Below are 24,583 nucleotides of genomic sequence, written 5' to 3'. Positions count from 1 at the left end.
CGTCAGTACGTATTTCACCGTTCGCCTCCCGTGGTTTCGGGATCGAGGCGATAATCGGTGACATGAAAACCCACAGGGTTGACCAGCTGCGTCTGTGCATCGATCGGAGCATTTCGGTAGATGTACGTGATGGTTGCTATCCAGTGGCTTTCTTTTGCCGATGCAGGGCCGCCGTGTTCCTTGCGCGAAAAGCGGACTTGCGCGACGCCCTTGGTCAGGAACGCGATCGAACGCACCGCGACCTCAACGCCGCCATCCTTGCCGTACACCCGCGAAGGAGAATTCGGGTTTTTTGGGTCGACCTGCCGGACATAGGCGCGGCCCGCGACATCCCCCGACATGACTTTGACCGCGCGATAGTTCGGGTAGGCGGCGGCTTCCGCGTACTCTTCGCGATAGTTCACGTAGCGGGCGAGAAAGTATTTGTCGATGGCTTCGTCGAAGGTGACGGTACGCTCGTCAATGCGCGTGACAATGTCCGCGGCTCCCGTTGTGCGATCCACGCGTACGATGAATGGTTCGACGGTTTTAAGCGGTGTGAGAAGGGCGACGGCGATACATCCGACGACGCCAGCGCCCATGCCCAGTGCGGCGAATCGCCATGCCCTTCGCTCACTTAACCGGATGCGTGCGATTTCGTCGGCCTCCCAGGCGCGGGAAGCGTCGATGAAGGCATCGATCGCAGGGTCGTTCATGAACGCGTCGCCGCGGTAGGGACGTAACGCTCGGGTGGATTCACCGGGCTGTACGGGCCCTCGCATGAGGGCGGCCGGGAAGGTTTCACGGAACAGGCGCAGGCGAGCAGAAGGGCGATGATGGCGGGTGTGTGTGCGATCCAGCGCATGGAAAATTCCTGATTGGGTTGCTACGACGTCACCGGAATGGACGTCCGGGTGTGCTTCGTGGGGTTTTGAGGTGTACGCGGGATGTGGCTTGCTGTCCGGTGCCGGCGGTTCCCCCGGTCGCCTGGGATATGCCGCGGCCGACCGGGTTGCCCGAACCGAGTAACTTGCTTCCCGCCATCGAGAGTCCGCCGGATACCTTGCCAAGGACGAACTGGGACAGACCCTGCGAACTGGCGGCTACGCCGCCGGAAATGGCAGCGGCCATCGGCCGGGTCTGCAGCACGGTGATAATCATGGCGATGCCGACACCAATGACGATGATCATGGCTTTACCCGCTTCGGCCGGACCGCCAAGTTGGATGCCACCGACCACCTTGGTGAAAACCCGGAAGCAAAGGTCGATTGTCGAAGCGACCAGAATGAACAGGACGCCGAAATTCACTGTCTGGCCGAGCCACGCGTCGAAGAACCGGCGGGTGTTGTCGAACAATGCCATCAGAATGAATAGCGGGCCGACAGCGAGCAGGACCGCAAGCGCGACGAACCCGAGGAATACCAGCGCGGTTGCGATGGCGACGACAACGCTGACCACGATGTAGATGGCGATAGCCACGAAAAAATAGACGATATAACCGAAGCGAAATAGTCCGAACTTCCTCGATGCATAGTTCCAGACGGTTTTTCCCGTGTCGTAACCTCGATTAAGGGCTGCATCCAGTACTTGTGCGATGCCGGGTGTGTTTCCCTTGCTTGAAGGTACATCGACGATGCCCGCCGCGATCCCGGAAGGCACCTCCATGAAGAATGTCGCGATGTCGTTCTGGTAGATGCCGACGGTGAGTGCGAAGCTGACGATGAGTACGATACGGAGTACTCGTATGGCGGCGTCGCCAAGAGGTTGGTTCGTCCTTCCCGAAGCGATGGCGGCGCCCCAGAGGAGCACATAGCAAACGAGCATGGCGTGTGCGATCGGCGAGATGATTGTCATCATTCGCGTCGACTGCTCGATCATTGCCGCTGTAATCGTCTCGACGGTTCCGCCGAGAATGTCGCTGGCTAGTGTAAGGGATGCCATGTCGTACTCCGCGGATCAGAGGTCGTCGTTCGCGCCGGTTTCGTCCTCGGCGTTCTCGTCGATATCTTCGTCGACGGATTTGTAGGCTTGCGCATATTCGTTCTGCATGAACAGGGCATTGAGCGATTCGGTGCGAATAAGCTCATTGGTCAGCAGTGCGTTCTCTATCTGGATACGCGCCTGGAGATCGGCGATTTCTTTTGCCGTGGATGCTTCGTCGATACGCAGTCTGAGATTGTCGAGCGCTTTGATGCGTTGCGTTGCGTTCTGATATATCTGCGCATTGAGCGCCGCACCGTTCATGGCGCGATCAGTGCCTGCCTTTGTCTCGATCTTTGCGCGCTCCTTATCCGTGAGTTCTTCGGAAGGCGGATCTGCGACCTCGCGCATGGCCTGAATCAAACTTTTGACCGTGTCGTTGTTCTTATAGGCTTCAAGCGTTTCACGCCAGTTGGTGGGTATGTCTTTTGCGTAGTCGCCTGCCTCCAGTGCGCCTTTTGCACTGTGCCCCGACATGGCCCGGGTCTGCTCCTCGATCGCCGCCTTTTGTTTCTCCAGTGCATCGATCTGCTTACGAAGGGTGCTATGTGTTTCCGTATCGCGAACCTCCTGGGTGTCGGAACCGGCCGAGACGGCGGTTGAAACGATGACGGCGAAAACGGCGAACAGGATATGATTGTGTTTCGTCACGATAGGCCTCCTTGCCGGGATGAGTCAGATCGCCTCGCGGCGCATTTCGTGGAACCTGGGAAGCCATTCGTCGGGTCGCGGACCGGCAAGCGAGATGGCTCGTCTGGCGATTTCGACCGACTGCGATGTCGCTGAAAGCACGGCCAGATCGTCGTCGAAGCCCGCCAGGTCGAGTTCGCAGACCGTGGACGAGGCTTCCTGCTTGAAAAGAAAGCCGCGCAGGTTCGCTTCGACCATTTCCTTGCGAACGATTTCGAATTCGCGTTCGGTGAGCCCGAAGCCTCCGACATAGTCTTCATGGGCGGCTTTGGAATTCGGCAGGTAGAGCTGGCTTACGCACTGCTCGATGAGCTGGCGACTGACGCTGGAGCGCAGGACGTCCGCGGGGCTCTGGGTGCCGAACACCGCAATGGCGTTGCGTTTGCGGTATGTCTTCACCGCGTCGAGGGCTTTACCCTCGAAGTACGGATCCTGCAGAAGACGCCAGAATTCGTCCATGTTGAGGATAAACCGACGTCCGTCTATGAGCTGTTCCATGCGATGAAACAGGTACATCACGACGACCGTCCGGGTTTCGTCGTTGTCGAGGAATTCGGTAACGTCGAAGCCGAAGTAGCGGCCCGTGGAAAGGTGGATCGTGTCTATCGGATTGTCCAGTACCCACGCAAGCGTTCCTCCCGCGCACCAGCGTCGAAAGCGTGCCGCGTTGCCATTGGGATCGGTGGGATCGAAGAACGGAAGAATTGCCGAGAAGCGCCGCGCTTCGAATGGCATGGCATACATGCCGGCCACGGCGTCCTGCACTTCGCGCTCGCGTGTCGGAGAGAAACGGTGGGCTGGCTCGTCTCCACGGATACAGCGCATCACGAGGTGTTGCAGGAACGTCCGGTTGCCTGGCGTGTCGTCCAGCGCGCAGGGATTGAACCCTGTCGGAATGCCGTTGCGCAGGGTCGAGTAAGTGCCTCCCATCGCGAGCACGAAGTTTGCCTGGCCCTGGTCCTTATCGAACGTGAATACCGTGGGGCGGTACTTCTCGGCCTGCGCCAACATAAAGGTCTGTATCACTGTTTTGCCGGCGCCGGTCGGCCCGAGGATCAAGGCATGACCGGGCAGGCGATCGTCGACGGCGGCTTCTTCCACGCTGCGTTTCGATGATCCGGGCAGATGGAAATTGAAGTAGTACGGTGTGCCGGACGTCGTTTTCAGCAGTGTCAGCGCGGGCCCCCACTGGTTGCCTTCGAGGCGCCCCGATGGATAGTTGTGAAATCCCGTATAGCCGACGATGTTGTTCGAACTGATGGGAGCGGGTCGTGGCCGCATGCGGAAATTGCCCGGCAATTGCGCGAAGAAGGCAGCTTCGATGCATTCGTCTTCACGCACGACCAGGAAGCCAGCTTCTCCTAGTGCGGCGCGTGCCGCCGCCACACGCCCGGTCAACGCGTCTTCCTTGTCGGCCAGCAGCATCATGCTCAGGTGATGTTCGCCGAACACCGCTCGCCCGGCGGCAAGATCGTCCAGGGCGAGCGCGATATCGTTGGTCTGGGACTCGGACGCGTCGCCGGCGTTGATGAGCAGGCGCTGTTGCTTTCGTAGTGCGGCCATGGCCTTGTTCCGGCCGAACATCGCGAAGGACTGCGTGAGAACGAACGGAAATGGCAACGTCAGCAGGACATTGAGGTGTCCCGGCTCGGTACGTTCGATCTGATAGGCCGCCACGCCGAGCATGGCGCCAACCTGACGGCGATCTGGCAGGCGTATTTCGAACTGCTCTACACCGAAGGAGAGGCGCGCATTGACCATGCCGAACGCGGCACGCCCCTTGGGAACGGCTATGGGTTGCGATGTGCCATTGACGAGGCGGGCAAGGAAGGTGAGCGTGTCGGAATACACGATGCCATTGTGCTGGCGTGTCCCGAGTCGGTGCGCTCCATAGCGCGACAGTGCGGCAAGTATGCCCCGGGTCAGTGTATCGAGGCGGTCGCTGGCATCGCGTATGGCGTCCTGTGCCGCAGTCAGTGTGAGTCGCCCGCCCGCGGGCCTGAAGAAGCCGGTGGCGGTCGATTCGCGGACCAGTACGGTGAGGTAGTGCGTGTTGACCATCATCGCCGAGTTGCTCAGCGATGCACGATATAGCGTATTCAATCGACCCGCGAAGTCGTCGGAAAACTCGCCATCCGGAAATTTGTCGCGCTCCTCCCGTACGGTATGAATCCAGAGTGCGATGTCTTCCGCGGCGATATTGCGCATGAGTCCGATGAGCGCGTCATGCCATCCTTCGATGTCCCGTTCGTCGGCGGCTTCATGCGCGATGCCGTCGATACGCATGACGGTAAGCGTGTCGCCAGTGAGCGTGCGTACATTGTGCGGAGATACGTGGACCGTGTAAGGCACATGCGTGGACGCGGCCAGAGCGTCGTTCATCAGTTTCTGCTTTGGGGAAAGCATCCTGCTTCCTTTGCGTCCGATGTCAGCGATGTCGGCAAGGCAGCGGCGCGTATGAACCGCAGAGCCAGTAACGACGAGTGCGATGTCTCCCTTTCGTTGCCACTTGCAGGAAGAGATAGCGAAGTGCGCGAAGGTCGCGCGCGCATATGAGTCGTGTAGCAACGTAGAGCGAACCACCCAGCCCGAGCGATGCGAACTGCCAGATCGTCGGTGCATCGGCGAGGCTGGTCAGAAGGAACGCGATGACGCTGCCGCCGGCGATGATAAGCAGGGCCTCCACGGGAAGGCCGAGATAAGTCGGTGGACGGGTCAGGCCGCCGAACAAGGGGTCGCGGCGCGGCGCGGAAATCATGCGGCCCGTACCGAATACAGCCCGTTGACGATGGCGTCGGCGGTGCCGGCGATAACGGCACCTATGAGAACTTGCCCCACCGTGGTCCAGCTCATGCGCCCGAATGCGGCAAGCAGGCCCGATCCAAGAACGGCGACGACTAGTACGAATTTGACGGCCGTCCTGATCCAGCCGACGGCAATATCCGACTTGTCGCCAATGACATCGTTCGCGGCGAGCGCGATACACGGCCATGTGCATAGGACGGCGAAGAACGCCGTGACCGTCAGTAATGTCGCGGTTCGGAATACCGTGTACGGCGATGGAGATTTCATGACGACTCCTTGTCGTGGTGGCCGTGGCAAGAGCTAGGGTGCTGGTGACGTGTATGGAGCGACCGTGGCATCGGTGGTGCGAACGACGAAAGTTGGCGTGGCGCCGTTCTCGTCGGCTTGCCAGCGGGCCCTGGCGAAGACATCCCACGGCTCTGGCGACGTTCGGGCTCCCATCCGCTGCATGGAGTCGACGAGCCAGCGCTCGATGATCTCGGGTGCTTCGCCGCTCGCGCTGCGCCGGTTTGCATCGGCCAGCAGTTCGGCGACACGGCTCGTTTCCGATGCCATGGTCTCGATGGGTAGGCCGAGGACGAGAGCCAACGCGGTAAAGAGATATCGTCGGTCGGGTTTTCGGGGCATGCGCTGTCTCCCTGACCTGAAGCGGAGCATCGGGCCGTCGAGGCTGTTCATGGTTGGAAATCGATGTGTGTCGTGGGGACGACGAGGGACACGGTAGTCGGACGATGTAAGGGCGACAATGGGGTGCGATTGTCGTTTTTGTCCCCGATGAGGACGATTCCGCGAGGGCATATGGAAGGTATGGGGTCCGCCGTGCGGGTCAGGGCACCGCGGCCGGGGGTTGCTCCTCGTACCGGATCGTCTCGTAGCTGGAAACACCGGAACTCAGGGGTTTTCGCGCTATTCCGTCCCTGTCCGGGCGAACGATCCGCGATGCCCGGTGCCGCCAATGTTCGTCCCCGGCTGATGCCGGTTGCCAGCCAGCATCCCGCATCGTTGTAGGCATTCATGCTTTGGCTGTGGGGCTACGCCTGGCTGTGTGTCATTCGTACCTTAGCCTTTGCATGGCTGAAGGCGGTCGCGATCTCCAGAGTGCACGTACGCGGAGGGGGAGCGTGTCGGCAGGGGAGGATTGCGCGGCTCCCGCCGGCGGGCATTTTCAGCCCCAACGCCCACCCGCAGCGCGGCTCCGGGCTCACACGGCTATACTATTGCGCCCACCCAGGCACGCCGACCCGTGACGCACGAACTGTCCACCATCATCGACTTCATTCGCTACGGTGCCAGCCGCTTTTCGGCGGCCGGGCTGACGTTCGGGCATAGCCACGACAATCCCATCGATGAGGCGACGCATCTCGTGCTGGCCGTGCTGCACCTGCCGCCCGACCTGCCGCCGGCCTATGGGACGGGCCGTCTGATAGCCGAAGAGCGTGAAGCCGTACTGGCCCTGATCGAGCGCCGCATCGTCGAGCGCGTGCCGGTGGCCTATCTGGTGGGTGAAACTTGGTTCGCGGGTCTGAAATTCAAGAGCGACCGTCGCGCGCTGGTCCCGCGTTCGCCCATCGCCGAGCTGATCGAAAGCCGTTTCACCCCCTGGCTGAACGACCGCTACGTGGAGCGTGCTCTGGACCTGTGCACCGGTTCGGGTTGCATCGGTATCGCCATGGCCGAGTACAACCCCGAGTGGAAGGTCGACATCGTCGATATCAGCGAGGACGCGCTGTCGCTGGCCAACGAAAACATCGTCTTCCAGCATGTCGAAGACCGGGTCCGGGCAATCAGATCCGATCTGTTCTCCGGCGTGGCCAACGAACGCTATGACCTCATCGTGTCCAATCCGCCGTACGTCACCAATGACGAATACGCCGCGATGCCGGCCGAATATAGCCATGAACCGGTCCTCGGTCTGACATCCGGCGATGATGGACTGGACATCACCCTTCGCATCCTCCACGAAGCGGCCGACCATCTCACCGACGATGGCCTGCTGATCGTGGAAGTGGGCGATAGCGAACATGCCCTCGTGTCGTTGCTGCCGCACTTGCCCTTCGTCTGGCTGGAGTTCAAGGTCGGACAGATGGGTATCTTCGCGCTGGAACGTCGCGACCTGATCGAACATGCCGGCGCGATCGCCGCGGTCCGCGCGACACGGCCCTGATACTTACGGAAAATCTGTGTCCTCCAATACGTTCGGCAAGATTCTCAGCGTTACCACCTTCGGCGAAAGCCACGGCCCGGCCATCGGTTGCGTTATCGACGGCTGTCCGCCGGGCCTGGCGCTGGAAGCCGACGATTTTCGCGTCGACCTGGATCGTCGGGCCACGGGACGTTCGCGGCATACGTCGCAGCGCCGGGAAACGGACGACATCGAAATCCTTTCGGGCGTGTACGAGGGCCTGACCACCGGCACCCCCATCGCGCTGCTGATCCGTAACGTGGACGCGCGCTCGAAGGACTACGGCAACATCGTCGACACGTTCCGCCCGGGCCACGCCGACTATGCGTACTGGCAGAAGTACGGCATCCGCGACCCGCGCGGCGGTGGACGTTCGTCCGCCCGCGAAACGACGATGCGCGTGGCAGCCGGTACGGTGGCGAAGAAGTGGCTGGCGGAACATTTCGGTATCGAGGTGCATGCGCATCTCGCACAGATCGGCGACGTCGTTCCTCGCGGCTTCGACCCCGCCGCGATCGAGACGAACTCGTTTTTCTGGCCCGATGCCGATCAGGTTCCCGAGCTCGAGGCCTATATGGACGCCCTGCGCAAGTCAGGCGATTCGGTCGGCGCACGGGTAACGGTGATCGCCAGCGATGTGCCGCCGGGCTGGGGCGAGCCGATCTACGGCAAGCTCGACGGCGACCTCGCCGCGGCGATGATGTCGATCAATGCCGTCAAGGGCGTGGAGATCGGCGACGGTTTCGCGGTGGTCACGCAGAACGGCTCGGTTCATCGCGACCAGATGACGGCGGACGGCTTTACGTCCAACCATGCCGGTGGCGTACTCGGTGGCATAAGCACCGGTCAGGCCGTGGTCGCCTCGATGGCGTTCAAGCCGACGTCCAGCATTCTCGTGCCGGGCCATAGCATCGACAAAGCCGGAAACCCGGTGGATGTCGTAACGAAGGGGCGCCACGATCCCTGCGTCGGCATCCGCGCCATTCCCATCGCCGAAGCCATGATGGCCCTGGTGCTGATGGATCATGCGCTGCGTCACCGCGCGCAGTGCGCGGACGTGGGGCCGGTGTCGCCGCGTATCCCGGGCAGTGTGACGGAGGGTACGCCGTGAGCGGCAAGCCGAAGCTCTGGATCTCCCGTCCCCTGTTTCCCGACGTGGTCGAGCCGCTGCACGAATACTTCGAAGTACATGCCGAGGCGGAAGAGCGGGTATTGCCACCCGATGCCCTTGTCAGCCGGCTTGCCGGCGTCGAAGCCGCGATCGTCGGGCTCGCCGATCGCATCGATGCCGACGTGCTCGCCAAGGCGCCGTCGCTGCGTTTCGTCGCCAATCTGGGCGTGGGCTACAACAATCTCGATCTCGACGCGCTGAGCGCCGCGGGTGTCGGTGCGTCCAATACGCCCGACGTACTCAATGAAACGGTCGCCGATTACGCCTGGGCGCTGATGCTCGGTGCCGCGCGGCGCGTGAGCGCCGCCGAGCGCTGGTTGCGCGACGGGCAGTGGACGTCGTCCCGTTTCGACGGCTGGCTGGGCGCCGATGTGCACGGTCGCACGCTGGGTATTCTCGGCATGGGCCGCATCGGCCAGGCCATCGCGCGGCGAGCCATCGGTTTTCGCACGCGGGTCATCTATCACAACCGTTCGCGCCTGGCGCCCGAGACCGAGCGCGAGTACGCGGCGAGCTATGTCGACAAGGACACGCTCCTGCGCGAATCGGACCATCTGATTCTGGTGCTGCCGTTCACGCCGGCCAACCGCCATGCCATCGGCGCGGCCGAACTGGCCCGGATGAAGCCTGGCGCCATTCTTATTAATATCGCCCGGGGCGGCATCGTCGACGATGCCGCGCTGGCCGAAGCGCTGGCCCGTGGCACCATCGCCGGCGCAGCACTGGATGTATTCGAAGGCGAGCCGGCGGTCCATCCGGCTCTGCTGGAGCTCGACAACGTACTGCTCAGTCCGCATATCGCCAGCGCAAGTCGAGACACGCGTCGCGGTATGGCGGCGCTGGCTGTGGACAATGTGTTGGCTGCGTTCGGACATGGTCCGCATGCCGGCCGGCCGCCCACCTTATTGAATCCGGGTGTGCTGGCATAAGCCGGCCGCACCCTGTTCCCGCCCCCAAGACTATAAAGAGACGATGAGCAAGAAGACGAGTTACAAGGTGGCCATTGTCGGTGCGACCGGCGCCGTTGGCGAAACCCTGCTGTCCGTCCTCGCCGAGCGCGAGTTTCCGATCAGCGAACTGGTACCCCTGGCGAGCGAGCGCTCGGCCGGCGGTACGATCGAGTTCGACGGAAAATCGATCGTCGTCAAAGACCTCGCCAAATACGACTTCGACGGTGTGGACATCGCCTTCTTCTCGGCCGGTGGTTCGGTCAGCCGCGAACACGCCCCGCGCGCGGCGGCGGCGGGTGCCGTCGTCATCGATAACACGTCCGAATTCCGTTATCAGGATGGCATTCCGCTGGTGATCAGCGAGGTCAATCCGCACGCCATCGCGCAGTACGGGAACCGCGGCATCATCGCGAACCCGAACTGCTCGACCATGCAGATGCTGGTCGCCCTGGCGCCGATCCATCGCGCCGTGGGTATCGAGCGCATCAACGTCGCCACCTATCAGTCGGTGTCCGGCGCGGGCCGCTCGGGCATGGAAGAGCTCGGCAAGCAGACCGCCGCGATGCTGAACTTCCAGCCCGTGGAAACGAATAAATTCGCTAAGCAGATCGCGTTCAACGTCATTCCGCACATCGACGACTTCCAGCCGAACGGCTACACCAAGGAAGAAATGAAGATGGTGTGGGAAACCCGGAAGATCCTGGAAGACGACACCATCCAGGTGAACCCGACCGCCGTGCGCGTGCCGGTGTTCTACGGTCATGCCGAAGCGGTGCATATCGAGACGCGCGAGAAGATCGACGCCGTGCGTGCCCGCGAGCTTCTCAGCGAAGCCCCGGGCGTGGTCGTGATGGACGAGAGGAAGGCGGGCGGTTATCCCACGCCGGTGACCGAGGCTGCCGGAAAGGATGCGGTCTTCGTCGGCCGTATCCGCGAGGACATCTCCCACGAGCGTGGTCTGGATTTGTGGGTCGTGTCGGACAACATCCGCAAGGGTGCCGCCCTGAACGCCATTCAGATCGCCGAAATCCTGATTCAGGATTATCTGTAATGAGGGGCGCCGTCGCGTTCGGCCTGCTCATGCTGTCGCCGCTTTACGCGGCGGCCGCACAGGACGGCACGGCGGCGCCCAAACCGGCTGTCCGTTCGCAGGTGGAATCCGCCCGCGCGGCCAAAGCCGCGCAGGACGCCGAAATCCAGAAGTTGCAGAAGCGTCTGGACGCGCTGGAGACAGATGGACGTAGCGCGGAAGACAAGCTGCGCGAGCGGGACCGTATCATCGCCCAGCTCCAGGCCGAGCTGAATGCTGCAAGTCGCCCTCAGGGGGGCAAGTAAGGGGAGCGTTCACGGGTTTCATGACGGCGTTAACGTTGTCGCGTAACTGCCCGTATCCGCTATTGTTCTTTCTTGGTGGGGTGAACTAAAGTGGCGCCTTTGCGGCCAACTGCCTTTCAGAGCAGGCCGCCGGCACCGGTTTTGTTCGGGGGAAGTGATTGATGAACCGTTCGTTGAAGCTATCGATCATGCTGGCGCTGGCCGTCGGTACAGGCCATGCGTTGGCTCAGAATCTGGGTCAGGTTCAGGTCAAATCGACCATGGACCAGCCGCTGCTCGCGGACATTCCGCTCACAGACGTATCCACCGATGCCAGCCGCATCCAGGTCACGCTCGCCTCCGAGGACGCTTTCTCGCACGCGGGGATCAACCGCAAGGGCCTGCCGGTCGCATTGCAGTTCGCCGTGACCCGTAACGCGCAGGGGCAGCCGGTCATCCGGGTGACCAGCGCCGAGCCGGTGCGCGATACCTATCTCGATTTCCTGGTCGAAGTGAACGCCGGCGGCAATAAGGTCGTTCGCGAAGTGACCATGCTCCTCGACCCGCCGCGCGCCAGCAGTGCCGCTCCGGTCAGTGCCACGCAGCCTTCCTCCGCGGCTGCTCCGGCATCGTCGGGCAGTTCGCACGCCGCTAGTCGCGCGTCGGGCAGCACGGCCGCCGCCGCACCCGCTCCGGCGCGTGCGCCGCGGGCAGCCAAGGCCGCCGCCAAGCCAACGGCCGCACCCGGCGGCAGCTACGGCCCGGTCGAGCGCGGTCAGACGCTTTCCACCATCGCCCGCGAAGCGACCGGTGGCGGCGATATCAACCGCATGCTGGTGGCCTTGCATAAGGCCAATCCTGATGCCTTCTACCGCGACAACATGAATGCCCTGAAGACGGGCGCCGTGCTGCGCGTACCCAGTGCCGAAGACGTCGAAGCCCTTAGTGCCGCCACCGCGCTGGCGGAAGTGCGCAGGCAGAACGAGGACTGGCGTGCTGGCAGCACCCGTGCGCCGTCCGTGGTGGCCGACGCCGCCGCGACCGGTCAGGCCGCTCCTGCGCCGTCCGCGAAGAAAACGGCTTCCGATCGCCTCGCGCTGGCTCCGGCCGCCGAAGGTGGCGACAGCGCCTCCACGCGCGCCGGCGTTGCCGGTGGCAAGGGCGATGCCGCGATTGCGGGTCTGAAGCAGGAACTGGCGACATCGCAGGAATCCCTGGCTTCGATGAAGCAGCAGGGTGCCGAACTGAAGTCCCGTATCGGCGACCTCGAGGAAATCAACCAGAAAAACCAGCGCCTGCTGAGCCTGAAGGACTCGGAGATCGCCGACCTCCAGCGCAAGCTCGCCGAGACCCGCAAGGCGTCGGGCGAGCCGGTTCCGGCAGCGCCGGTCGCCGCGGCTCCGGCTCCGGCTGCGTCTCCCGCCGCCACGACGGCTGCTACGCCGCCCGTCGCGGCAGTCGCGACGGCGCCCGCCACCACCGTGCCCGCTACGGGTGCGACGGTCGCCACGATGCCGCTCAAGGACGCCCAGCCGGCCACGCCGCCGCCCGTCGCCGCGAAGCCGGTCCCCGTGCCGGCCAAGCCCGCCGCGAAGTCGCCCCTGACGCCGGTCGCGTCCAATGACGACCTCTGGTACATGCAGCCCTGGGCATGGGGCGCCGGTGGCGTCGTCGTCCTTCTGGGGTTGGTAGCCGCTGTCTTCGGTCGCCGCAAGTCGCCGGCCACGGCATCGGTCGCGACATCGTCGCTGGCCGACCGTTTCGGTGACGAGCAGGCGTTCGACAGCTTCCATACCGGCGGACTCGATCAGGACCAGCGCGAGTTGCTGGATGCACTGTCCGAGCATCCGGACGACATCGGTCTGCACCTGGAACTGGTCAGCCTCTACTACGGTCGTCGCGACGTCGAACATTTCGAAGCCTCCGCCGAGGCCATGTATGCCCACGTCGCCGATCCGCAACAGGCGGAATGGCAGGAAGTGGTCGGTATGGGCGAAGACCTGGCTCCCAGCCATCCGCTTTTCGGCGGCAAGGGTGAGGAAGCTCTGATTCCCGATGACGAAGACGAAGCCGCCGCGCTGGAAGCGTTCGACCTCGACAGCTATGTCGAGACGCCGCATGAGCCGGAGCGTCCGGCCGTCACCACGCCGCACAAACACAGCGAATATCACTTCAATTTCGATCTGACGCCGCAGCAGCGCGCGGACGCCGAAGCCCGCGACAGCGCGCCGGAAGCGTTCGACATCGGTACTCCCGACTCCCTGTATGTCGCGCCGGCCGCCCATCGCGACGACGCGGTTTCGGCGTTCGACGACGTGCTTCCTTCCGAGCCGGTGCATGACCTGCCGGTCGCCGAAACGCCGGCCACCGAAGAGGTTCCGTCCACCTGGAAGTTCGACGAGCCGTCCTTTGGCGACGAACCGTCGTTCGCCGCGGAAGCGGAGAACTTCAGCGACGACCCGGTCGACACCAAGCTCGACCTGGCCCGTGCCTACCTAGACATGGGCGACGCCGATGGTGCCCGCGCGATGCTCGAGGAAGTGATCGTCGAGGGTTCGCAGATGCAGCAGGACACGGCACGCCGGATTCTGTCGGATATCGGCTGAGATCCTTCGCGTCCGTAAAGCGGAAGCCGGCGAAAGCCGGCTTTTTGCTTTCTGCCGGTCCGGACACGGGGGCGCTCCTGCAGCGCCCGGCTATCCTCGGGTGCTACCCTTACGCGTTTCCGCCACCCGTCCATTGCTCCATGCGCATTGCTCTAGGCGTCGAATACGACGGCACCGACTTTTTCGGCTGGCAGCGGCTGAGCCATGCGTCGACCGTGCAGGGCGCGCTCGAAAAGGCGCTGGCCAAGGTCGCGGCACAGCCTGTCGAGGTCACGGCCGCCGGCCGTACCGATGCGGGCGTGCATGGGCGCTGTCAGGTCGTTCATTTCGATACCGACGTGGTCCGCGACATGCGCGGCTGGATTCTCGGCGCATGCTCGAACCTGCCGCATTCCGTAGCGGTGACGTGGGCCCAGCCAGTGGCCGACGATTTCCATGCGCGCTTTTCCGCGCGCGCACGGCAGTATCGCTACCGTATTCTTCCGCGGCTGGTACGCCCGGCGCTGGATGCCCGCTTCGTTGCGTGGGAGCGTCGCGCGCTGGATGCCGAAGCGATGCACGTCGCCGCACAAGCCCTGATCGGCGAGCACGATTTCTCGGCGTTCCGGGCGATTTCCTGCCAGGCCACGCACGCGCGTCGCAACGTACATTCGATTTCCGTGTTCCGCGAAGACAACCAGGTCGTGGTTGAAATCCAGGCAAACGCGTTCCTGCATCACATGGTGCGCAATATCGTCGGTTCGCTGCTGCCCATCGGGCGCGGCGAACAGCCGGTGGCGTGGATGGCCGAACTGCTGGAAGGACGTAACCGCGAGGTCGCCGGCGCCACCGCGCCAGCCGAAGGATTGACGTTTCTGGGCCCGCGCTACGAAGCGCACTGGGGCCTTCCCATGGAGGTGACATTGTGAGAACACGGATCATGAGAACGCGGATCAAATGCTGCGGCATCACACGCGAAGAAGACGCGGACCTTGCCGCGGACCTCGGCGCGGATGCCATTGGTTTCGTTTTCACCCGCCGCAGCAAGCGTTTCATCGAACCGGAAGCCGCCGCGCGTATTCGCGCCACCGTGCCGCCCTTCGTCAGCGTAGTGGCGCTGGTGATGGACGACGAGCCCGACTGGATTGCCCATGTCGTCGACACCGTGCGCCCGGACATGCTCCAGTTCCATGGCAACGAACGCGACGACGACTGCGCCGCCTTCGGCCTGCGCTATCTGAAGGCCATCGCGATGGGCGAGGGTGCTTCGGCGCTGGCGCGCCTTCGGGATTACCCGCGCGCGGCCGGACTGCTTCTGGATGGGCACGGTCTGGGCGAAATGGGCGGCAGCGGCCATCGTTTCGACTGGTCGCTGATGCCGGCCGATCTGGACCAGCCCCTGCTCCTGGCAGGCGGGCTCACCGCGGACAACGTCGCGCAGGCAATCGAAGTTGCGCGGCCATGGGCCGTGGACGTGTCCAGCGGCATCGAGACGTCGCCGGGTATCAAGGATGGGGCTAAGATGGAGCGCTTCATTTCAGCCGTAAGGCGCGCATCGCCCTGACCAAGGCGCGCAGCAACCACAGGTAACGCAAGGCATGACCAAGATCGCGGATTTCCACGCCTATCCCGATGCGCACGGCCGCTTCGGCGACTACGGCGGTATCTATGTGGCCGAGACGCTCATGGAACCCCTGGCCGAACTGACCGAAGCCTATAACCGTCTGCGCAACGATCCGGCGTTCATCGCCGAGCTGGACCGCGACCTGAAGTATTACGTGGGCCGTCCCAGTCCGATCTATCACGCCGAGCGCCTGTCGAAGCACGTCGGCGGCGCGAAGATCCTGCTGAAGCGCGAAGACCTGAACCACACGGGTGCGCACAAGATAAACAATACCGTCGGCCAGGCGCTGGTCGCCCGGCACATGGGCAAGACGCGCATCATCGCCGAGACCGGCGCGGGCCAGCATGGCGTCGCCAGCGCGACCGTCGCCGCGCGCATGGGTCTGAAGTGCGTCGTCTACATGGGCGCCGTCGACATCGAGCGGCAGAAGATCAACGTCTATCGCATGAAGCTGCTCGGCGCCGAAGTGGTGCCGGTGACGTCCGGTTCGAAGACGTTGAAGGACGCGCTGAACGAAGCGATGCGCGACTGGGTCACCAATGTGACCGATACGTTCTACATCATCGGCACGGTCGCCGGCCCGCATCCGTATCCGCAGATGGTCCGCGATTTCAACGCCATCGTCGGCCGCGAAGCGCGCGAGCAGATGCTCGAACAATACGGACGTCTGCCCGACGCGATCACCGCGTGCGTCGGTGGCGGTTCGAATGCGATCGGTCTTTTCCATGCGTTCCTCAACGACCGCGACGTGCGTATCGTCGGCGCGGAAGCGGCGGGCGACGGCATCGAAACCGGACGTCACGCGGCGTCGCTCGCCGCCGGTAAACCCGGCGTGCTGCACGGCAATCGCACCTATGTACTCAGCGACGAGAACGGTCAGATCGTCGAGACGCATTCGATTTCCGCCGGCCTCGATTATCCGGGCGTCGGTCCCGAGCATGCGTTCCTGAAGGACGCCGGCCGCGCGGAGTACGTCGGCGTAACCGACGACGAAGCACTGGAAGCGTTCCATCTGCTGGCGCGTACCGAAGGCATCCTGGCGGCGCTGGAATCCAGCCACGCCATCGCGCAGGCGATGAAACTCGCGCGCGAACTGCCGGCCGATGCGCTCGTGCTGGCTAATCTCTCCGGTCGCGGCGACAAGGACGTACACACTATCGCCGCACGTGAAGGTATCGAACTCTGATGACTCGTTTCGAACGACGTTTCGCGGCACTGAAGTCGGCCGGCCGCACCGGACTCATTCCTTTCGTCACCGCCGGGGATCCATCGCCGGAGGCCGTCGTGCCGATGTTGCACGCGCTGGTGGCGGGTGGCGCCGATGCGATCGAGCTCGGCGTACCGTTCTCCGATCCGATGGCCGACGGTCCGGTGATCCAGCATGCCAGCGAACGCGCGATCGCTCGCGGTGTGGGCCTGAAGCAAATACTGGGCTGGGTGAAGACCTTCCGCGAGACCGACGCCGATACGCCGATCGTGCTCATGGGCTATCTCAATCCGGTCGAGATGTACGGCTACGAGCGCTTCGCCGCCGATGCCGTCGCGGCCGGTGTGGATGGCGTCCTGCTGGTGGATTGCCCCATCGAGGAGTCCCACGTGCTTGCGCCGTTGCGCGCCGCGGGCCTCGACCAGATCCTGCTCGCGTCGCCCACGACCGCACCCGCGCGTATGGAAAGGCTCTGCGGGGCCGCTTCGGGTTTCCTGTATTATGTGTCGATGGCCGGCATCACGGGCAGCGACCAGCTAAGTACGGACGACATCGCAGCTCGGGTGGCTTCGATCCGTGCCATGTCCCGGGCTCCGGTCGCCGTCGGTTTCGGCGTTCGTAACGCCGAAAGTGCCGTTGCCATCGCGGCGTTCGCAGATGCCGTGGTTATTGGCAGCGCGCTCGTCGACCGGTTGGCTGGCGCCACGTCCGTCAAGGATGCCGCCGAACGTGCAAGCGGGTTCCTCGCGCCGATCCGGGCCGCGCTAGACGCGCGACCGGCCTGACGCGCGATAGGCCCGATGCGGATTAATACTGGAGTATTCGTATGAATTGGCTGCAGAAGATCATGACGCCGAAGACCCGCGCACAGAGCGCGACCGGCGGCAAGGGCAAGGTTCCCGAAGGTGTTTGGGAGAAGTGCGCGGGCTGCGGCACCGTGCTTTATCGCCCCGAACTCGAAAAGTCGCTGATGGTGTGCCCCAAGTGCGGCCACCATCACGCCATCGGCGCCCGTACGCGCCTGACGGCGTTCTTCGACGAAGGCAGCACGACCGAACTCTGGCCGAAGCTTGAGCCGGTCGATGCGCTGAAGTTCAAGGATCAGAAGAAGTACAAGGACCGCATCGTTGCGGCTCAGAAGGCGACGGGCGAAAAAGATGCGCTGATCGCCATGTCGGGCAAGCTGCTCGATCGTCCGCTGGTCGCCGTGGCTTTCGAATATGCCTTCATGGGCGGCTCGATGGGCTCGGTCGTCGGCGAAAAGTTCGCCCGTGCCGCCGAGCAGGCGCTTGCAGAACGTAGCGGTCTGGTGTGCTTCTCCGCCACGGGCGGCGCGCGCATGCAGGAAGGCCTGTTCTCGCTGATGCAGATGGCCAAGACGTCGGCGGCGCTCGCCCGCATGCGTGACGCAGGCGTACCCTATATTTCGGTGTTGACGTATCCGACCACGGGCGGCGTGTCGGCCAGCCTCGGCATGCTTGGCGACCTCAACGTGGCCGAACCGAAGGCGCTGATCGGCTTCGCCGGCCCGCGCGTCATCGAGCAGACCGTGCGCGAAACGTTGCCGGAAGGCTTCCAGCGTTCCGAGTTCCTGGTGGAACACGGCGCGGTGGACGTCATCGTCGATCGCCGCGAAATGCGCGACAAGCTGGGCGCGATGCTGGGCATCCTGTCGAAGGCGCCGCGCGCGGCGTAACCGCCATGCGGCGCTGCCTGCTATAGCTACAGCAGCGCCTGCATCGTCCGCCCCACCCAGATCGACGCCCCACCCAGCCCACACCCGACCGCGATGGCCGCAAGGACATCGCTCGGGTAGTGCAGGCCCAGTACCACGCGGGACGCGGCCACCAGCGCCGTGAAGCCCAGCAGCAGTGGTGCGAGCATGGGGTAATAAGCCAGCGCGACCACCGTGAACGACACGGCCTGCAGGGTGTGTCCCGACGGGAAGCTGAACTCGTCCAGCGGCGGTACGTGGGCGATGACGCCCGGGCAGGTACGGAAGGGGCGCGGCCGGCGTGTCCAGCGCTTCAGTACGCGATAAAGCATCAGCGCGGTCAGCCCGGTCAGCGCCATCTGCACCGCTACCGCCACGCCGTGCCAACCGCCGACGAGCGCGATTACGCTCATCAGCGCATACCAGAACACGCCATCGCCCAGACGGCTGACGATGCCGAAGAACGCGCCGACGGCGCGACGCGCGCCCCAGCGGTTGGCCGCGATGCACATGCGGCGATCGAGGGTGACCTTAGGCGACGATGGCGGCAGGACGTTCATGGCGGGTTTCCTCGGCAAGCGTGCGCAGGAGGCTTTCGAAATCGGCGATCACGACGTCGGGCGAAAGAGACGACACGCTGAGGCACGCGGCGCGGCCCATGGCATGGCGCGCTGCGATATCGGCGCCGAGCGAGGCGCTGCGTTCGATAAATCCGGCTTCGTTACCCGGTACGACACGGATACCGTTCTGGCCATTCTGGATGTGTTCGCGTGCCGCGCCCTCGCTATAGGCCACGACAGCCACGCCCGAGGCCATGGCCTCGAGCAGCACGTTGCCGAAGGTCTCGGAAAGGCTCGGGAAGACGAACAGGTCGGCGCTTGCGTAGGCGGCCGCCAGAGCGTCCCCATGCAGTACGCCCATGAAGATGAAATCCGGATTGGCTGCCGCGATCGCGGCACGTGCCGGTCCGTCGCCCACAAAGACGTAGCGGGCGTCGGGCAGGCGACGCTGCAGGGCGCGAAACGCCGCCACGGACAGCGGCAGGTTCTTCTCCGGCGCGATGCGGCCGACGTAAAGCACGACAGGCGTGTCGTCGCTTACGCCCCAGGTGGCTCGCAAGGCGGGATCGCGGCGCGAGGGATGGAACTGCCGGGTGTCGACCGCGCGACGGAGCACGCGGACATTGTTCACCCCCATCGTCGCCAGCTCTTCGGCAAGCGCCCGCGTCGGCACCAGCGTCGACATGCTTCGCCGATGGAAGCGTGCGAGGTAGCTGCGTACCAGCGGCGTCAGCAGGCCGATGCCGTAGTGGTCGGCGTAGGTGTCGAAACGGGTATGGAAGCCGGTAGCGACCGGAATGCCGAGGCGACGGGCGGCGCTGACCGCACTCCACCCCAGAGGGCCTTCCGTGGCCACATAGATCGCGTCCGGGCGGGATTCGCGCCACCGGCGTTCGAGCCGGTAACGGGCCGGCAGGCCGAAGCGCAGGCCGGCATAACGGGGCAGGGACACACCTGCGACATCGAGGGCGTCGATTCCGGCGTCGGGTATGCCGGAGCGGTCGGGTCGCAGCGGCCGCACGAGGTCGACCGTATGTCCGCGACGGACCATGCCTTGGACAAGTGCCCGAACCGTGAGGGCAACGCCGTTCACCTCCGGTGGGTAGGTCTCGGTGACGATGCCGATGCGCATGGCTGTGCCTGGTAGCGTGGGCTCAGGTGCATGCTGGCCCCGGCCCGTGTCCGTGCGGTTATCGGGGCATGACGGGACGATGACGGCCCGGACGTAGGGGAACGAACCCCGCATCGGGTAAAATCGGTCTTTCGTCCGCCTCCGACCAAAGCCTCCGATGACCGTTCGCACCCGTTTCGCCCCCAGTCCCACCGGCTACCTGCACATCGGCGGCGCGCGTACCGCGCTCTATTGCTGGCTGGAAGCCCGTCGTCGTGGCGGCACCTTCGTGTTGCGTATCGAAGACACGGACCAGGAGCGTTCGACCCAGGAGGCCGTCCAGGCCATCCTCGACGGGATGTCCTGGCTGGGCCTGCGTCACGACGAGGGCCCGTTCTATCAGACGCTGCGCATGGACCGTTACCGCGAGGTGGCCGACCGGCTGCTGCGCGAGGGCAAGGCGTACTACGCGTACGAGAGCAAGGAAGACATCGAGGCCATGCGCAACGAGGCGATGGCGAAGGGACTGAAGCCGCGTTACAACGGCTACTACCGCGATCGCAACGAACCCTATCGCGACGATCCGAACCGCGTCATCCGTTTCAAGAACCCGGCCAGCGGCAGCGTCGTATTCGACGACAAGGTGAAAGGGCGCATCGAGTGGTCGAACGAAGAGCTCGACGATCTGGTCATTTTCCGTTCCGACGGCTTTCCGACCTATAACTTCGCGGTCGTCGTCGACGATATCGACATGGGCATCACCGAAGTCATTCGCGGCGACGACCACGTCAACAACACGCCTCGCCAGATCAACGTCTATCACGCGCTGGGCGCGCCGGTGCCGGAATTCGCGCACCTGCCGATGATCCTGGGACCGGATGGCCAGAAGCTTTCCAAGCGCCATGGCGCCGTCAGCGTCATGCAATACCGCGACGACGGTTTCCTGCCGCATGCGCTGCTCAACTATCTCGTGCGTCTGGGCTGGTCGCATGGCGATCAGGAAATCTTCTCGGTCGAGGAAATGACGACACTTTTCGACATCGCAGACGTCAACCGCGCGGCGTCGCGCTTCGATCTGGCCAAGCTCTCGTGGCTGAACCAGCATTACCTCAAGAACGACGATCCGCTCGAACTGGCCTCCGAATTCGAATGGCATCTGCGTCGCATCGGTATCGACCCCGACCAGGGTCCGGCGCCGGCCGACGTCATCGTCGCGCTGCGCGATCGCGTGCAGACACTGAAGGAAATGGCCGAGCGCGCACGCACGTGGTACGCGCCCATCGCCGAATGGGACGAGAAGGCCATCGAGAAACATCTGAAGACCGACACGGCGCCGAAGGCGCTGGAAGAGGCGAAAACCCGTCTGGCGGCGCTCGACGAGTGGACGCCCGCCGCGATCCATGGCGTGGTCGAGCAGGTCGCGGCCGCGCTGGAGCTGGGCATGGGCAAGGTCGCGGCTCCGCTGCGCGTGGCCATGACCGGCACCCAGGTGTCGCCGTCGATCGAGCACACGATTTATCTCGCCGGGCGCGAAGGTGCCTTGCAGCGCATCGACGACGCACTGGTTCGCGCACGCGGCTGATCGGGCGGGGGCGCGTTTCCCCGTTCCCGATCGTCACCGGGTGCCGTCTTCACGGATACCACGCCATTGGACGAGCTGATCGACAAGGTCATGCAGGGCGTGGATCCCATGGATCCCGGTGCGTCGTGGACGATCCTCACCCGTCTGATGGCGCTGACTCCGTGGTGGAGCCTGCTGGCCTGGACCGTTTTCTTCGTACTCGTGGGAGCCTTGCTGGGCTGGTGGCGCGGGCGGTTGAAGGTTGGCATCGTCGCGGCGTTGATCCTCGGCCCCTTCGGCTGGGTGGTGCCCTTCCTGCCCGTCCGGCGGAAGCCCGGCGTACCGCCACCGTTGCCGTCGGCCAGGCCCTCGAAAAGGCGCTGAATCGCCCCGATGTTATGCTTCAGGCATCCCCGAGGTATTGCCCGTGACCACCGACTCGTCCCAGCACACGCATTCCCATCACCACGACGACGCTCGCAGCTTCGTGCGTGCGGTGGAAGACGCCAGTACTGAGCGTGGCCTTCGCCTGACGCCGCTGCGTCGCGAAGTGCTGCAGCTGGTGGCCGCCGCCGGCAAGCCGGTAAAGGCCTACGACCTGCTCGATCGTCTGCGCGAGACGCACGGCAATGCCGCACCGCCGACGGTGTATCGCGCGTTGGACTTTCTGCTCGAGAACGGCTTCATCCATAAGCTCGAGTCGATCAACGCCTACGTTTCCTGCCACCATCCGGCCGAATCGCATCAGGTTCCTTTCCTGATCTGCGATGTCTGTTCGTGCGCGCAGGAAGTGTGCGACGAGCGCGTCGCGGAGCTGATCGAAGCGCAGGCGAAAGCCTTCGGCTTCCGTCCGCAAGCGCAGACGCTGGAAGTGCATGGCGTTTGCAAGAATTGCCGTAAGGCCTGAGTAGCCTCGTTCCTCCAGCGACCCTCGATCCACTGTGGGAGCGCGCCTGCGCGCGAAAGCCGACAGGGCGGTGACGCAAACGCGACTGAGCCGAAGGGCGGCCATCTGATTTGGCCGGCCTCTGGGTCGTGCGATTCCGCTTCAGCGCTTCGTTGCCTATCGCGCGCAGGCGCGCTCCCACAGAGAGCTTTGCGGGAGCTTCTTTAGAGAACTTTCTTCGTCAGAAGAAAGCCCGCACACCCACCGACACATTCCGCCCCGGCATCGGGGCCACGTCCTTGAACAGCGACGTCGCCGGCCGGGCCGTCTGGTTGGTCAGATTATTGCCGTCGACGAAAGCTTCCCACTGACTGCGTTCGTCGTTGACGAAGGTCCAGGCGACGTGTGCGTTCACCAGCGTGTAGCCCGCCGTATCGGTTTCGAACTCGGCCACCTTGTCCTGCTTGAAATAACGCACCGCGCCCACGCTCGCGCGCAGATTGTCGGCATTCCATTTCAGTTCGGCACCGAGACGACCGGCGGGAATGCGCGGGAGATTGCCGCCGCCGTTGTCGAGCGTGGCGCGCACGGTGTCGCCGAAAGCGCGAAGGTCCCAGTTGCCGCTTGGGCCCTTGGCCAGATGGAAGGTCGCTTCGGCTTCGGCGCCGCGGAACGTCGCGTCGTGCTGCGCCCAGTTGCGCACGGGCAAGTCGTCCTCGACAGTGCCGGTATCGGCGAGATAGATGAAGTCCTTGTAGCGGTTGTAGTAAATCGCAACCTTGCTTTCGACGACATCGCCATGGAAATGCAGTCCGAGTTCGGCCTGGTTCGACGATTCCTTACCGAGGTTCGGATCGCCGATTTCGAACGTGGCCGATGCGGCGTGCGGTCCGTTGGAGAAGAGCTCTTCTTCCGATGGAGCGCGTTCCGCGTGATCCAGATTGAAACTCAGGTACCAGCGCTCGGCGAAGCGCCACGCGATGCCGCCCGAAAGACTGTTGGGATGGAAATCGCGCTTCGCGCCATTGACCGGCTGGACGCTCTGCGAATCGCGACGTGCACCGAGTTCGATTTTCACCGGGCCGAAGTCGCGCTGTTCGGTGAGGAACACGCCGATACCTTTCGTGGTGGTCGCGGGAACGAAGGTCTCTTCGCCGACGGCCGCGAACTGGCGATGCTGGGTCTGTACGCCGAACGCGCCCTCCCATCCGGCCACCGGAGCATGGGTGACGACAAGGCGTCCCTGATTGCTGTTCGTCGAGAATGTCGTGCCCGGTGTGTCGCCTTCGTATTCGACGTGCTGATAGCTGTTGTGGCCGAGATTGAATTCGATTTTCTCGATCCCCTCGAACGGCTGCACGAAACCGCCTTTGAGGTTGTAATTCGTCTGCGCCATCTTGATGTGGACGGCCGGCTCGCCTTCTTCCGGATGGCCGGGTTCGGCCGGGCTGCCGTAAAGATCCATGAAACGCGACACCGAAAGACCGAGATAACCCCACGTGCCGAGTACGGATGCGCCGACCGACCCCGACGTCGTTTTCACCGCGCTATTGGCCAGCGTGCCGCCCGGGATGTCGTAATCGCCGTTGTCGCGATGCATGCCGTCGACATGAATGGCAAAACGATCGTTGCCCGCGTCCATGCGAACGAGGCCAGTCTGGCCGTCCGACACGCTGTCGTTGCGCAGTTCCGCGCGTCCGGCGAATCCGTTCTCGGGAGCTTTCTCGGGTACGCGTCCGTCGACGACGTTGACCACGCCGCCGATCGCACCCGAGCCGTAAAGCAGTGTCGACGGGCCTTTCAGTACTTCGATCTGGTCGGCGAGAAACGGTTCGAGCGTGACGGCATGATCCTGGCTGACGTTCGAAACGTCCTGCGAGGACAGGCCATTCTCGAGGACCGACACGCGCGGACCGTCCAGGCCGCGGATCACGGGGCGGCCTACCGCCGTGCCGAGGGCGGTGCTTTGCACCCCGGGAATGCCGGAGACGGTTTCTCCGAGCGAGACGCTCCTGGCGTCGTCCAGACGAGACCCGGCCAGCACCGCGACCGGTGCGACGATCTGGTCGGCGTTCCGCCCAAGCGGGACAGCGGTCACCACGATGGCGTCCAGATTCCGGGTGTTCTTGCGGGTCGTGCCCGTGGACGTGTCCTGTACGGCATCGTCGGCCGCGTCGGCCGCCAGAGCGGGGAGGGCGGTGCCGAACGTGGCGGCGAGAGTCAGGGCTAGCAAGGTGTTGCGCATCGAGGGCGTACTCCGTGGT

General features: G+C 64.0%; 24 protein-coding genes. 14 read left to right on the top strand and 10 right to left on the bottom strand.

Annotated features, from left to right (window positions below; all coding sequences use genetic code 11):
- Window positions 1-14 precede the first annotated feature (14 nt).
- The 7 genes from EC912_RS09655 to EC912_RS09625 all read right to left on the bottom strand — a co-directional run bounded on the left by EC912_RS09655 (window position 15) and on the right by EC912_RS09625 (window position 6,081).
- The gene (locus EC912_RS09655; RefSeq protein ID WP_165973558.1) at window positions 15-695 is read right to left on the bottom strand and encodes a virB8 family protein; all 681 of its coding nucleotides are present in this window, start codon (window positions 693-695) and stop codon (window positions 15-17) included.
- 178 nt (window positions 696-873) lie between these two features.
- A complete protein-coding gene (locus EC912_RS09650; protein ID WP_132143370.1) occupies window positions 874-1,920 on the bottom strand; it encodes a type IV secretion system protein in 1,047 nt (348 codons plus the stop codon).
- A gap of 15 nt (window positions 1,921-1,935) precedes the next feature.
- Window positions 1,936-2,610 (bottom strand): type IV secretion system protein, encoded by a 675-nt coding sequence (locus tag EC912_RS09645; RefSeq protein WP_165973557.1) that lies wholly within the window; start codon window positions 2,608-2,610, stop codon window positions 1,936-1,938.
- A gap of 24 nt (window positions 2,611-2,634) precedes the next feature.
- A complete protein-coding gene (locus tag EC912_RS09640; protein ID WP_165973556.1) occupies window positions 2,635-5,031 on the bottom strand; it encodes a VirB4 family type IV secretion/conjugal transfer ATPase in 2,397 nt (798 codons plus the stop codon).
- Between the two features lie 46 nt (window positions 5,032-5,077).
- Entirely contained in the window at window positions 5,078-5,407 is a 330-nt protein-coding gene (locus EC912_RS09635; RefSeq protein WP_132143364.1) for a type IV secretion system protein VirB3, read from the bottom strand.
- A complete protein-coding gene (locus EC912_RS09630) occupies window positions 5,404-5,721 on the bottom strand; it encodes a TrbC/VirB2 family protein (protein WP_132143362.1) in 318 nt (105 codons plus the stop codon). Before EC912_RS09630 ends, EC912_RS09635 begins: the two co-directional genes overlap by 4 nt.
- A gap of 33 nt (window positions 5,722-5,754) precedes the next feature.
- Entirely contained in the window at window positions 5,755-6,081 is a 327-nt protein-coding gene (locus EC912_RS09625) for a hypothetical protein (protein WP_132143360.1), read from the bottom strand.
- Between the two features lie 616 nt (window positions 6,082-6,697).
- Between EC912_RS09625 and prmB the strand changes: the two genes are divergently transcribed.
- The 11 genes from prmB to accD all read left to right on the top strand — a co-directional run bounded on the left by prmB (window position 6,698) and on the right by accD (window position 18,183).
- A complete protein-coding gene (gene prmB / locus EC912_RS09620; RefSeq protein WP_132143358.1) occupies window positions 6,698-7,618 on the top strand; it encodes a 50S ribosomal protein L3 N(5)-glutamine methyltransferase in 921 nt (306 codons plus the stop codon).
- 16 nt (window positions 7,619-7,634) lie between these two features.
- Window positions 7,635-8,747: a chorismate synthase gene (gene aroC, locus EC912_RS09615; protein ID WP_132143356.1), complete on the top strand. Its 1,113-nt coding sequence runs from the start codon at window positions 7,635-7,637 to the stop codon at window positions 8,745-8,747.
- On the top strand, window positions 8,744-9,736 hold the full coding sequence (locus EC912_RS09610) for a 2-hydroxyacid dehydrogenase (protein ID WP_132143354.1): 993 nt from the start codon (window positions 8,744-8,746) through the stop codon (window positions 9,734-9,736). Before aroC ends, EC912_RS09610 begins: the two co-directional genes overlap by 4 nt.
- Before the next feature lie 43 nt (window positions 9,737-9,779).
- Window positions 9,780-10,808, top strand: a complete 1,029-nt coding sequence (locus EC912_RS09605) for an aspartate-semialdehyde dehydrogenase (protein ID WP_132143352.1) — start codon at window positions 9,780-9,782, stop codon at window positions 10,806-10,808.
- On the top strand, window positions 10,808-11,092 hold the full coding sequence (locus EC912_RS09600) for a hypothetical protein (protein ID WP_132143350.1): 285 nt from the start codon (window positions 10,808-10,810) through the stop codon (window positions 11,090-11,092). The genes EC912_RS09605 and EC912_RS09600 overlap by 1 nt, the downstream gene beginning before the upstream one ends.
- 161 nt (window positions 11,093-11,253) lie before the next feature.
- The gene (locus EC912_RS09595) at window positions 11,254-13,677 is read left to right on the top strand and encodes a FimV/HubP family polar landmark protein (protein ID WP_132143348.1); all 2,424 of its coding nucleotides are present in this window, start codon (window positions 11,254-11,256) and stop codon (window positions 13,675-13,677) included.
- Window positions 13,678-13,817: 140 nt separating this feature from the next.
- The gene (gene truA / locus EC912_RS09590; protein ID WP_132143346.1) at window positions 13,818-14,585 is read left to right on the top strand and encodes a tRNA pseudouridine(38-40) synthase TruA; all 768 of its coding nucleotides are present in this window, start codon (window positions 13,818-13,820) and stop codon (window positions 14,583-14,585) included.
- Between the two features lie 11 nt (window positions 14,586-14,596).
- Window positions 14,597-15,220 carry a phosphoribosylanthranilate isomerase gene (locus EC912_RS09585; RefSeq protein ID WP_132143344.1) on the top strand — a complete coding sequence of 208 codons (624 nt, stop codon included), beginning with the start codon at window positions 14,597-14,599 and terminating at the stop codon, window positions 15,218-15,220.
- A gap of 34 nt (window positions 15,221-15,254) precedes the next feature.
- On the top strand, window positions 15,255-16,466 hold the full coding sequence (gene trpB, locus EC912_RS09580; protein ID WP_132143342.1) for a tryptophan synthase subunit beta: 1,212 nt from the start codon (window positions 15,255-15,257) through the stop codon (window positions 16,464-16,466).
- Complete coding sequence (gene trpA / locus EC912_RS09575) at window positions 16,466-17,272, top strand: tryptophan synthase subunit alpha (protein ID WP_132143340.1); 807 nt, start codon at window positions 16,466-16,468, stop codon at window positions 17,270-17,272. Before trpB ends, trpA begins: the two co-directional genes overlap by 1 nt.
- 41 nt (window positions 17,273-17,313) lie before the next feature.
- Window positions 17,314-18,183 (top strand): acetyl-CoA carboxylase, carboxyltransferase subunit beta, encoded by an 870-nt coding sequence (accD, locus tag EC912_RS09570; RefSeq protein WP_132143338.1) that lies wholly within the window; start codon window positions 17,314-17,316, stop codon window positions 18,181-18,183.
- Between the two features lie 26 nt (window positions 18,184-18,209).
- Here the strand turns inward: accD and EC912_RS09565 are convergent, their stop codons facing one another.
- Window positions 18,210-18,761, bottom strand: a complete 552-nt coding sequence (locus tag EC912_RS09565; protein ID WP_132143336.1) for a phosphatase PAP2 family protein — start codon at window positions 18,759-18,761, stop codon at window positions 18,210-18,212.
- Window positions 18,733-19,893 (bottom strand): glycosyltransferase family 4 protein, encoded by a 1,161-nt coding sequence (locus EC912_RS09560; RefSeq protein WP_132143334.1) that lies wholly within the window; start codon window positions 19,891-19,893, stop codon window positions 18,733-18,735. The genes EC912_RS09565 and EC912_RS09560 overlap by 29 nt, the downstream gene beginning before the upstream one ends.
- A 157-nt stretch (window positions 19,894-20,050) precedes the next feature.
- Between EC912_RS09560 and gltX the strand changes: the two genes are divergently transcribed.
- The 3 genes from gltX (at window position 20,051) to EC912_RS09545 (ending at window position 22,340) form a co-directional block, all read left to right on the top strand.
- Window positions 20,051-21,454, top strand: a complete 1,404-nt coding sequence (gene gltX / locus EC912_RS09555) for a glutamate--tRNA ligase (protein WP_132143332.1) — start codon at window positions 20,051-20,053, stop codon at window positions 21,452-21,454.
- A gap of 66 nt (window positions 21,455-21,520) precedes the next feature.
- A complete protein-coding gene (locus EC912_RS09550; protein WP_132143330.1) occupies window positions 21,521-21,817 on the top strand; it encodes a hypothetical protein in 297 nt (98 codons plus the stop codon).
- A 43-nt stretch (window positions 21,818-21,860) separates the two neighbouring features.
- On the top strand, window positions 21,861-22,340 hold the full coding sequence (locus EC912_RS09545) for a transcriptional repressor (RefSeq protein ID WP_207906809.1): 480 nt from the start codon (window positions 21,861-21,863) through the stop codon (window positions 22,338-22,340).
- Between the two features lie 220 nt (window positions 22,341-22,560).
- Here EC912_RS09545 and EC912_RS09540 read toward each other — a convergent pair whose 3' ends face one another.
- Window positions 22,561-24,564, bottom strand: coding sequence for a TonB-dependent receptor domain-containing protein (locus EC912_RS09540; RefSeq protein ID WP_132143326.1), 2,004 nt, complete (start codon window positions 24,562-24,564; stop codon window positions 22,561-22,563).
- Window positions 24,565-24,583 lie beyond the last annotated feature (19 nt).

The organism is Luteibacter rhizovicinus (genome assembly GCF_004342265.1).
Lineage (GTDB): Bacteria > Pseudomonadota > Gammaproteobacteria > Xanthomonadales > Rhodanobacteraceae > Luteibacter > Luteibacter rhizovicinus_B.
This window is presented reverse-complemented; position numbering and strand designations above follow the sequence as displayed.

Bases quoted from the DNA above. Each gene is read 5' to 3' on its own strand.
- truA (WP_132143346.1), top strand. From the start codon at position 13,818: ATGCGCATTGCTCTAGGCGTCGAATACGACGGCACCGACTTTTTCGGC.
- accD (WP_132143338.1), top strand. From the start codon at position 17,314: ATGAATTGGCTGCAGAAGATCATGACGCCGAAGACCCGCGCACAGAGC.
- EC912_RS09565 (WP_132143336.1), bottom strand. From the start codon at position 18,761: ATGAACGTCCTGCCGCCATCGTCGCCTAAGGTCACCCTCGATCGCCGC.
- gltX (WP_132143332.1), top strand. From the start codon at position 20,051: ATGACCGTTCGCACCCGTTTCGCCCCCAGTCCCACCGGCTACCTGCAC.
- EC912_RS09605 (WP_132143352.1), top strand. From the start codon at position 9,780: ATGAGCAAGAAGACGAGTTACAAGGTGGCCATTGTCGGTGCGACCGGC.
- EC912_RS09655 (WP_165973558.1), bottom strand. From the start codon at position 695: ATGAACGACCCTGCGATCGATGCCTTCATCGACGCTTCCCGCGCCTGG.
- EC912_RS09600 (WP_132143350.1), top strand. From the start codon at position 10,808: ATGAGGGGCGCCGTCGCGTTCGGCCTGCTCATGCTGTCGCCGCTTTAC.
- EC912_RS09650 (WP_132143370.1), bottom strand. From the start codon at position 1,920: ATGGCATCCCTTACACTAGCCAGCGACATTCTCGGCGGAACCGTCGAG.
- EC912_RS09630 (WP_132143362.1), bottom strand. From the start codon at position 5,721: ATGAAATCTCCATCGCCGTACACGGTATTCCGAACCGCGACATTACTG.
- EC912_RS09595 (WP_132143348.1), top strand. From the start codon at position 11,254: ATGAACCGTTCGTTGAAGCTATCGATCATGCTGGCGCTGGCCGTCGGT.
- EC912_RS09540 (WP_132143326.1), bottom strand. From the start codon at position 24,564: ATGCGCAACACCTTGCTAGCCCTGACTCTCGCCGCCACGTTCGGCACC.
- trpA (WP_132143340.1), top strand. From the start codon at position 16,466: ATGACTCGTTTCGAACGACGTTTCGCGGCACTGAAGTCGGCCGGCCGC.
- trpB (WP_132143342.1), top strand. From the start codon at position 15,255: ATGACCAAGATCGCGGATTTCCACGCCTATCCCGATGCGCACGGCCGC.
- EC912_RS09635 (WP_132143364.1), bottom strand. From the start codon at position 5,407: ATGATTTCCGCGCCGCGCCGCGACCCCTTGTTCGGCGGCCTGACCCGT.
- EC912_RS09625 (WP_132143360.1), bottom strand. From the start codon at position 6,081: ATGCCCCGAAAACCCGACCGACGATATCTCTTTACCGCGTTGGCTCTC.
- EC912_RS09585 (WP_132143344.1), top strand. From the start codon at position 14,597: ATGAGAACGCGGATCAAATGCTGCGGCATCACACGCGAAGAAGACGCG.
- EC912_RS09560 (WP_132143334.1), bottom strand. From the start codon at position 19,893: ATGCGCATCGGCATCGTCACCGAGACCTACCCACCGGAGGTGAACGGC.
- EC912_RS09640 (WP_165973556.1), bottom strand. From the start codon at position 5,031: ATGAACGACGCTCTGGCCGCGTCCACGCATGTGCCTTACACGGTCCAC.